This is a genomic window from Terriglobus sp. YAF25, from assembly GCF_052113305.1.
Lineage (GTDB): Bacteria > Acidobacteriota > Terriglobia > Terriglobales > Acidobacteriaceae > Terriglobus.
In genome coordinates, this window is the sequence record NZ_JBFRCY010000150.1 from 1 (window position 1) to 7,838 (window position 7,838).

Annotated in this window: 6 protein-coding genes and 2 pseudogenes; 5 read left to right on the forward strand and 3 right to left on the reverse strand. The window is 59.2% G+C overall.

Features of this window, described 5'->3' with window-relative positions; all coding sequences use genetic code 11:
• Window positions 1-520: pseudogene (locus AB4043_RS08260) on the forward strand (hypothetical protein); the annotation flags it as partial.
• A gap of 163 nt (window positions 521-683) precedes the next feature.
• Entirely contained in the window at window positions 684-2,306 is a 1,623-nt protein-coding gene (locus tag AB4043_RS08265) for an L-lactate permease (RefSeq protein WP_442306837.1), read from the forward strand.
• Window positions 2,307-2,319: 13 nt separating this feature from the next.
• Here AB4043_RS08265 and AB4043_RS08270 read toward each other — a convergent pair whose 3' ends face one another.
• On the reverse strand, window positions 2,320-2,697 hold the full coding sequence (locus AB4043_RS08270) for a DUF120 domain-containing protein (RefSeq protein ID WP_442300582.1): 378 nt from the start codon (window positions 2,695-2,697) through the stop codon (window positions 2,320-2,322).
• 118 nt (window positions 2,698-2,815) lie between these two features.
• Window positions 2,816-5,050, reverse strand: a complete 2,235-nt coding sequence (locus AB4043_RS08275) for a GH92 family glycosyl hydrolase (RefSeq protein WP_442306838.1) — start codon at window positions 5,048-5,050, stop codon at window positions 2,816-2,818.
• A 243-nt stretch (window positions 5,051-5,293) separates the two neighbouring features.
• Between AB4043_RS08275 and AB4043_RS08280 the strand changes: the two genes are divergently transcribed.
• Together AB4043_RS08280 and AB4043_RS08285 are read left to right on the forward strand one after the other, a co-directional pair.
• Entirely contained in the window at window positions 5,294-5,746 is a 453-nt protein-coding gene (locus tag AB4043_RS08280; protein ID WP_442306839.1) for a DsrE family protein, read from the forward strand.
• A 102-nt stretch (window positions 5,747-5,848) separates the two neighbouring features.
• Window positions 5,849-6,229 carry a hypothetical protein gene (locus AB4043_RS08285; protein ID WP_442300579.1) on the forward strand — a complete coding sequence of 127 codons (381 nt, stop codon included), beginning with the start codon at window positions 5,849-5,851 and terminating at the stop codon, window positions 6,227-6,229.
• Here the strand turns inward: AB4043_RS08285 and AB4043_RS08290 are convergent.
• A pseudogene (locus AB4043_RS08290) lies at window positions 6,174-6,446 on the reverse strand (TOPRIM nucleotidyl transferase/hydrolase domain-containing protein); the annotation flags it as partial. The gene AB4043_RS08285 and the pseudogene AB4043_RS08290 sit on opposite strands and share 56 nt — an antisense overlap.
• Window positions 6,447-6,813: 367 nt before the next feature.
• Here AB4043_RS08290 and AB4043_RS08295 point away from each other — a divergent pair.
• Window positions 6,814-7,838: hypothetical protein (locus tag AB4043_RS08295; protein WP_442306840.1), on the forward strand; the 1,025-nt coding region annotated here is incomplete at its 3' end.

Consider the following 7,838-nt stretch of genomic DNA (forward strand, 5'->3'; position numbering starts at 1 on the left):
GGTCTACTCCACACCGAAACTGAAGGGATGGAACCCGATCGCGCGCAATGTGCTGGGCGAGTGGGAGATCAGCGGTATCTATACGCTGCAATCTGGCCGCCCGTTCAGCGTAAGTGGTGGTAACGGCAACAACAACTCCGGCGCGCTCGTCTATGGCGACCGGGCCGACCGCGTTCCCGGCGTCGTTGTGCAGACGCACCAGGGCAGCAAGCAGGAATGGGTGCAGCAGTACTTCACCACGGCCGCCTTCGCTCAGAATGCAGTTGGGACTTTCGGCAACTCAGGACGAAACATTCTGAAGGGGCCTGGCACCAACTACAGCGATGCGGCACTGATGAAGAACTGGACGATCCAGGAGCGGTACAAGATCCAGTTCCGCTGGGAGCTCTTCAATGCCTTCAACCGCATCACCTTCGGCCAGCCCGATGCCAATCCGTCCAGCGGAACCTACGGACGTATTACGGCAACCGGACCGGTCAAGCCGCGTGTGATGCAGGGCGGTCTGAAGGTCACGTTCTAATAACAATCCTGAAACATGAAGCGGATGTGCTGGTAACCAGCACATCCGCTTTTTATTTAAGAAGACACCGGGTGCCCCGGGTCCCCTTGGGGACCTGGGTATTCGCTCCGCGCGAACCCTCTCTTTTGCTTGTCATCCTCTTTTGCTTGTCATCCTGAGCAAAGTGAAGGACCTGCTTTACCGCCCCGCCGGGATCTTCGGTCGAGAAGCAGATTTCTCCGCTCCCTCCGGTCGACCACCCCAACCGGGTGTCCTGCGCAAACCCTCGTGGATGGCGGGCCTGTCGGGACTGGCCGTTACCTTCGTGCTGGCTATCGGCGGATATCACATGCCCGCGCTGCAGGCCGTCAGCGCCGCTGCACACGGAGCGGCCTTCGGCCTCTTCCCCATCTCGTGGATCATCTTCTGGGCGATTGCCCTCTTCCGCATTACCGAATCCACGGGCAAGTTCGACATTATTAAGGATTCCGTCAGCCGCCTGACCCCTGATCTACGGCTGCAGGCGCTGCTGATCGCCTTCGCCTTCGGAGCCTTTCTCGAAGGCGCCGCCGGCTTTGGAGCTCCAGTAGCCATTGCGGCCACCATGCTGACCGGCCTCGGCTTCTCCGCCTTTACCGCCGCCGCCATCTGCCTGCTGGCCAACACGGGCCCCGTTGCTTTCGGATCGATTGGAATTCCGGTAGTAACGCTCGCCGGAATCACCGGCCTGCCGCTCGACAAGCTCAGCGGAGCAGTCGGCAGCTTCTGCGCGCCGGTCTCGTTCATTCTTCCTGCGTACCTGATCCTCGCCATGTGGGGTCGCACTGGTTTTGCAGGAGTCTGGCTGCCATGTCTCGTCGGCGGTGCCGCCTTCGCATCAGTGCAATGGAGCGTCTCGCACTACATCGGGCCGCAACTCACCGACATCCTTGCCTCGCTGACGGCGATCGCCGCCCTCGTCGCTGTGATTCGCTTCCGCCGGTCGGAGCAGGACACCTCCTACCTGCACCCCGGCGACATTACGGATACGACAACAACAAACGGCTACACCGCCGGCCAGATCTTCGTTGCCTGGATGCCCTACGGCCTGCTGGTGCTCTGCGTGCTGCTCTGGGGTTACCAGCCCTTTCAGAGGCTGCTGAACCGCGGCAGCATCCTGATCCCCTGGCCCTATCTGCACAACATGGTGCTGCGTATGCCGCCGCTGGTGGCCAAGGCCGCGCCGTATCCGGCGATCTTCAACCTGAACTGGTTTAGTGCCTCCGGCACCTCCTGCATGACCGCAACGGTGCTCTCTGCCCTGTTGCTGCGGGTGCGGCCGATGGAGTTCCTCCGCATCCTGGTCTCGGTGGTGCGCACGCTGGCCCTGCCTACCCTGACCGTGACCTCAGTGCTGGCGATGGCCTTCCTGATGAACTACTGCGGAGCCACCGCCACCCTGGGCCTGGCCTTTGCAGCAACAGGAGTGCTGTTCCCCTTCTTCAGCGCCCTACTGGGCTGGCTCGGCGTCTTCCTCACCGGCTCGGACACCTCTGCTAACGCTCTCTTCGGCAGCCTGCAAGAAGTGACGGCGAATCGTCTCGGTCTCGACGCCGTGCTGATGGCTGCAGCGAACTCCGCCGGCGGCGTGATGGGCAAGATGATCAGTTTGCAGACGATCGCGGTAGCTGCTGCAGCGACGAACATGTCGCTGCACGACCAGTCAAAGCTCTTCCGCTTTACGTTGAGGCACAGTGTGCTGCTCGCGGCCGTCATCGGCTTGCTGGCCGTGGTGTACGTCTATGTCTTTCACGTGCGGTGGCTCTAACCGACGTTTCAGTTCATTCGGGTAGACCCTCAATCTCCACGACATCACCATCTTGCAGATGAAAGGCATCGCGGAGCTTGATATCGGTGGCCACCTCAACAATAGTTCTGGGATGGTCACCGCGGCCTTGCTCGTTGGCATCCGTCCTAAGGATGAACGCAGGCCTCCCGAGGATGGAACAGGGAACAAGGTTCACAGAGACGGTGCCGCCATACTCGTGCCCTTCGAGCCGCATCGGCCTCTCCGGCAATCGATACGGAGTTTCAAGCTGGATATTGAGTGTTCCGGGAAACAAGATCATTCCTGTCTTCGCCAAGTAGTGATCGCGCAGCTTCTCGATCCAATAGGAGAAGTTACCAATTCCCGAGACCACCCTGCCACGTAATATCAACGACCCAACTCCACAAAAACGGTTGATACCCAGATAAACTTTCGCGAGCTTTACTTCAAGCTCACATCGCTACCACTGCCTTCGGCCGATACGCACTTCCCCACTGCGACGGCTTCGGTCACATGACAAACTTCACCGTCGCCCCTGCCTGGATCTGCTCCCACGTCAGCACCGGTTCGGTCAGCGGCTTGCCGTCGATGGTGGCGGACTGGATGTACTGGTTCTCTGCCGAGTTGTTTTYGGCCTGTACCGTGAAGGTCTTTCCGTTTGCCAGCTTCAGGCTCATCTGACGGTAGAGCGGTGAGCCGATCATGTATTCTCCGCTGGCGGCGTTGACCGGGTAGAAGCCCATGGCGGTGAAGATGAACCAGGCGGACATCTGGCCGCAGTCGTCGTCACCGATCAGGCCTGCGGGGCCGGTCTTGTAGTGGGCTGCGGCGATCTGGCGGACGCGTTCCTGCGTCTTCCAGGGCTGGCCGGCGAAGTCGTAGAGATAGCCGTAGTGGTGGCTGGGCTCGTTGTTGTGGTCGTTATGGCCGCCGGCGAAGTGTTGGTCGAGATACTTGGCGTAGTTCTCGGCGCCGCCCATCAGGTCCATCAGGCCTGCCTGGTCGTGAAAGGCTCCCCAGGTGTAGACCCAGGCATCGCCCTCGGTCCAGCCGGCGATGGTGCGATTCGCATTGGTGTCGCCGCCTTCGCCGCCGCTGATCGGCGCCCAGCTTCCGTCGCTGCGCTTGCCGTTCATCAGGTGGCGGTCAGGGTTGTAGAGGTGACGAGCGTTGAGGGAGCGTTGCATCAGCTCCTTGTACTCCGCGTCTTTGCCGAGCATTTTGGCGATCTGCGCGACGCACCAGTCGTCGTAGCTGTCTTCAATGGTGCGGCTGGCGGCTTCGTCGATCTTGTCGACCGGAATGTAGCCGAGGGTCTTGTAGTAGGTCAGGCCGGCGCGGGCCTCATACGGAGTCTTTACCTCGCGGTCGAGCCAGCGGCGGGTGGTATCTCCATCCGGAGGAACGGTAGCGTCTTTCCAGGCCGCCTGCCACGCCGTCTCCTTGTCGAAGCCATGGAAGCCCTTGCGCATGGCTTCGGCGACGAGCGAGTCGGCATGCGTGCCGATCATGATGTTGGTATAGCTGGGGTTGGGCCACTTGGGCATCCAGCCGCCCTCTTTGTAGTCGTTCAGCAGGGCCGTCACCATGCCGTCGATATGTTCCGGAGACGTGAGGGTGAGCCAACTCCACTCGGCGCGGAAGGTATCCCAGATCGAATAGGCCGTGTAGCTGGTGCCATCGTGCACCTTATCGTCAAAGCCGGAGTAGTAGCGGCCGCCCTCGGTCATAATGCGTGGGAAGAGCTGCGAGCGATAAAACGCCGTGTAGAGACGGACTTTGTCAGATTRCGAGGCTCTGGAGACCTGCAGATGCGCGAGCTTCTCCTGCCAGGTGGCATGCAATTTGCGCTGTAGCACTTCGAAGTTCCAGTCCGGCATCTCGGCCTTCAGATTGGCGCGCGCCTGGTCCAGGCTAATGAACGAGGTGCCTACGCGCAGCTCAACCAGTTCACCGGGAGCGAACTCGACGTAGGCGCCGCGATAGTCTTTTGCATCCTTACCGTAGGTCTCACCCGACTTGGGAAGCTTGCGGAACTGCACGACGAAGTAGCCCTTGAAGTTGGGCAGTGCGGCGGCTCCGGCGTTGGGCATACTGCCCGGCCCCAGGTGGGCGTCCATGCGGTGCGGGTTCCAGCCCGTGATCTCGCCCTTGGCGAGATCCACGGCAGCCCAGCCATTGAAGTTGGGCCGTGAGGCCTCGACCAGGATACGGGCCGCACCTTTGGCCGGAAAGCGGAAGCGCATCATGCCGCTGTGTTCGGTTGCGGTTATCTCGGCTTTGAGCGCCTGACCTTCGCCGGCATCGAGGGTCACGCGATAGATATCCGGATGCGACTGCTCGTCTTCGTGGCGAAACTTCATCGCACGCGCTTCGGGAGTTGTGCGCAACTCGCCGCCTACCTGCGGGATGACGGTGACATAGCCGAAGTCGCCCATCCACATCGCCGGCTGATGCGTGCCCATGAAGCCCGACATCGTCGTGTCATGCCACTCATACGAGAGCACGCTGATCTTGTTCTGCCGTGTCTGCGGAATCCAGCCGGTCATGGCGAAGGGAGGTTCGACCAGAGGCAGGGTGCGGCCATAGCCCTCGGGAGTCTTCTCACTACCGATCAGAGGATCAACGTACTGCACCACGTCCGTTGGAGCGGGCTTGGCCTGGGAGTGCCTGGCTTGGGCGGGCTTAGCTTGAGCGAGCAAGGCAGGGGAGACGGCAAGAAGAGCGAATGCGAGGTGTTTCATGGCAGGGAGAAGGATAGTTGAATGGTGGAATGGTTGAATAGTTGAATGGTTTTGATTGGTTGAATTGTTTGATGGGTTCCGGGCGAGATTCACGACTTGCTGAAAGAGAAAAGCAAATCCCTTCGGGATGACAAAAATACGAGGAATCCCGCAGCGCGCATACCCGTACGGAAACCATTCAACTATTCAACCCTTCCACTATTCAACTAAACTCAAGCTTCACCCAAGAAGGAGACCTATCTCATGACACGCCGTAGCTGGATCTTCCGCCTCTCTTCGCTGCTTCTTGTTCCTGCAGGTCTCATTGCGCAGCAACCCGCCACGCCTCAGAATCAGCCGACGCAGCGCATTCTGATTCATGTGCACTCCGATCAGCCTGCGGACTGGCAGGCGGCGTTGAAGAAGGCCAACGACCTGATGACTTCGAGCGCGAAGCCGTATGACRCGCGGGTTGAGATTCTGGCCACTGGCGACGGTTTAAAGCTGGTTGATAAGAAGGGTGCTCTTGGCAATGACGTGACCAGCGCGGTTGGCAAGGATGTCAGCTTCGTCGCCTGCCATGCGTCCATGCGCTCGAACAAGATGAACGACGATCAGTTGCAGACAGGTGTCGGCACCGTTCCATCCGGCGGACGCGAGATGGCGGCGCGTAAGGCTGAAGGCTGGACGGTGATGGATGATAAGTCTTTGAAGTAGGGTTTCGTGCTTGCAGAGCCCCATCCACGCTGTGGGTGGGGTTTGTTGTTTGAAAAGTAGATCCCTACGGTAACAGCCGATCACAAAAGGGATAATTTGGCGATGCTACGACTAATCGGACAAAATGAAGCTCAAATACTTCTGAATGAAGCGAATCTGCGCGAAGGTACGCAGGGCGTGCCACGCTCGACTTATTGCTTCCGGCATACCTACGCCACACTCAGATTGCAGGAAGGCGTGGACGTGTATTTCCTTGCCGAGCAGATGGGGACATCCGTCCAGATGATTGAGAGCCACTATGGACACGTCAACACGATCAAGCATGCCGACCGCGTGTTGCAGGGCATGACGGGATGGGAGCTGCCGCAAGTAGAACCGGGCGATATCAAGGCTAAGGCGTCGAAAGCGGCAGAGACGCACGATAAATTCAAAAGGAGGCCGCGCACCAAAGCAATTCCGGGCTCACTTCTTGCTCGCCAGTGATTTTATTCCGGCGATGTAGCTTGTCTCCGTCTGCGTCTAAGATCACGAGCAGAGGTATCTTGAGTCCTTTCGCAATGATTGCAGGGCGCAAAAATTCGCTCTTGCCGTTTACATTCACCATGTGGGCTCCCGACCTACGGTAGGCGTCCCACCGACCGGACAGGACCATCCAGCTCTGGATATAGGCAACGTCCTCTAACCCCTCAACTAATACAAGTTTTTTTGTAAAAACATCTCAGATAAAGCGGGCTGAAGYGCTTGATGGAGTTTCGCTGTCGTTGCATTTAGGTCTTTTGAGGGTTTGCCCGTGAGTTCGGCGAACTTTTTTGCAAGATCCACGACCTTATATTGTCGAACGAGGGCATGGGGAAACCTTTCCCCTGGCAACGCACCGGGCATTGATGCCCCCAGGGCAAGGCTGCTAGAGTTTCAGCAGATGTACCCTCCCTTCCCGGAGAAGACTCGCAGGTTTCAGTGGGGGCCCGGCCATTACCATCACGAATCAGCAGTCCCGAATCCTTATCTTCCTCGTATATCTGCTTGCTGGAGCCGTCGCCCTTCAAGGACTGTTGGTGTGGCCTCCAATGATTGTGATCGGCCCGGCGTTTGCGACGCTCCTGGCTATCATCATTGCGCGTACCGCCAAGGTTAAGCTCACTCTTGCCATCATTGGCGTCGTTTTGCTTTACAGCGTCGTCGTGCTTGTCCTTTTCGTCATAGTGGCTTTTGTCGCACCCAGCCATTATCAGAACGGTGAGGACGCGATCACGTGGGGGCTCACGCTTGAGGGAATTGTGGCGGCTCTCCTGCTCCATGGGCTCATCCGTAAGCTGCGTGCGCGAACTCCTCAGACGCAACAGACAGCGCCGGGGCCGAAGCCACCGCAGAAACAAGACCCACCTGCGGCTACAGAGARCCCCGCCGAAAGGGTCGTCATTCCCAGAGAGTTGGCGGAGTGGATCGCGACGAGCTTCGCGCTTCCTCTTAGCCGGTGCTACGCAGCCAACGCCGCTGCGGCCCGCGCGCTGGAACAAGGCAAGAGCCAGGACATCGCAAAGCAATCCGCAGCCGCGGCGGCAAAGGCCTGGATGCCGAAGCCCGGTGTCTCTTTGCTGGCTGTCAGCGACGACCGCCTGGATGAAGATGGGGCCTGGAAATCGATTGAGTTCGGAGCCCTCAGCCAGTTACTGGCAACCGAAGCCGCGTTGCTGCGAGCCTTCGAGCTTGGAAAGGACATGGCTCAGGCGACGGAGGCGGCGCGTGCCGCCGCGAAAGCGTGGGCGCCAGTCACCCCCCCTGGCTTACCGTCTCAAGTAGACCGCGCTCAGGGAGCGTCCCAGGGGGTCGTCTACGGATTCATGAAGCGCACCGTCCCTTTCCCCCTGACCACGCGGAGAAGCGTTACGTACATCGATAAATCCGTCTGGACGTTCACTGTTCAACGCAAAGGCATCGGGGAAAACAATCGGCCACTCTCTCCGATTCAGGTACAGATGGAGGGCTATCAAATCGACGGGCAACTGGAAGATGGTGACACCGTCGTCTTTGACGCACCTCCTACGGCATCGGTCGTGAACTCCGTTCGCCATATCCATAACCTTTCTAAGGG

What these genes read in the sequence shown, in the direction of transcription:
- AB4043_RS08285 (WP_442300579.1), top strand. Translation starts at nt 5,849, where the DNA reads ATGCTACGACTAATCGGACAAAATGAAGCTCAAATACTTCTGAATGAA.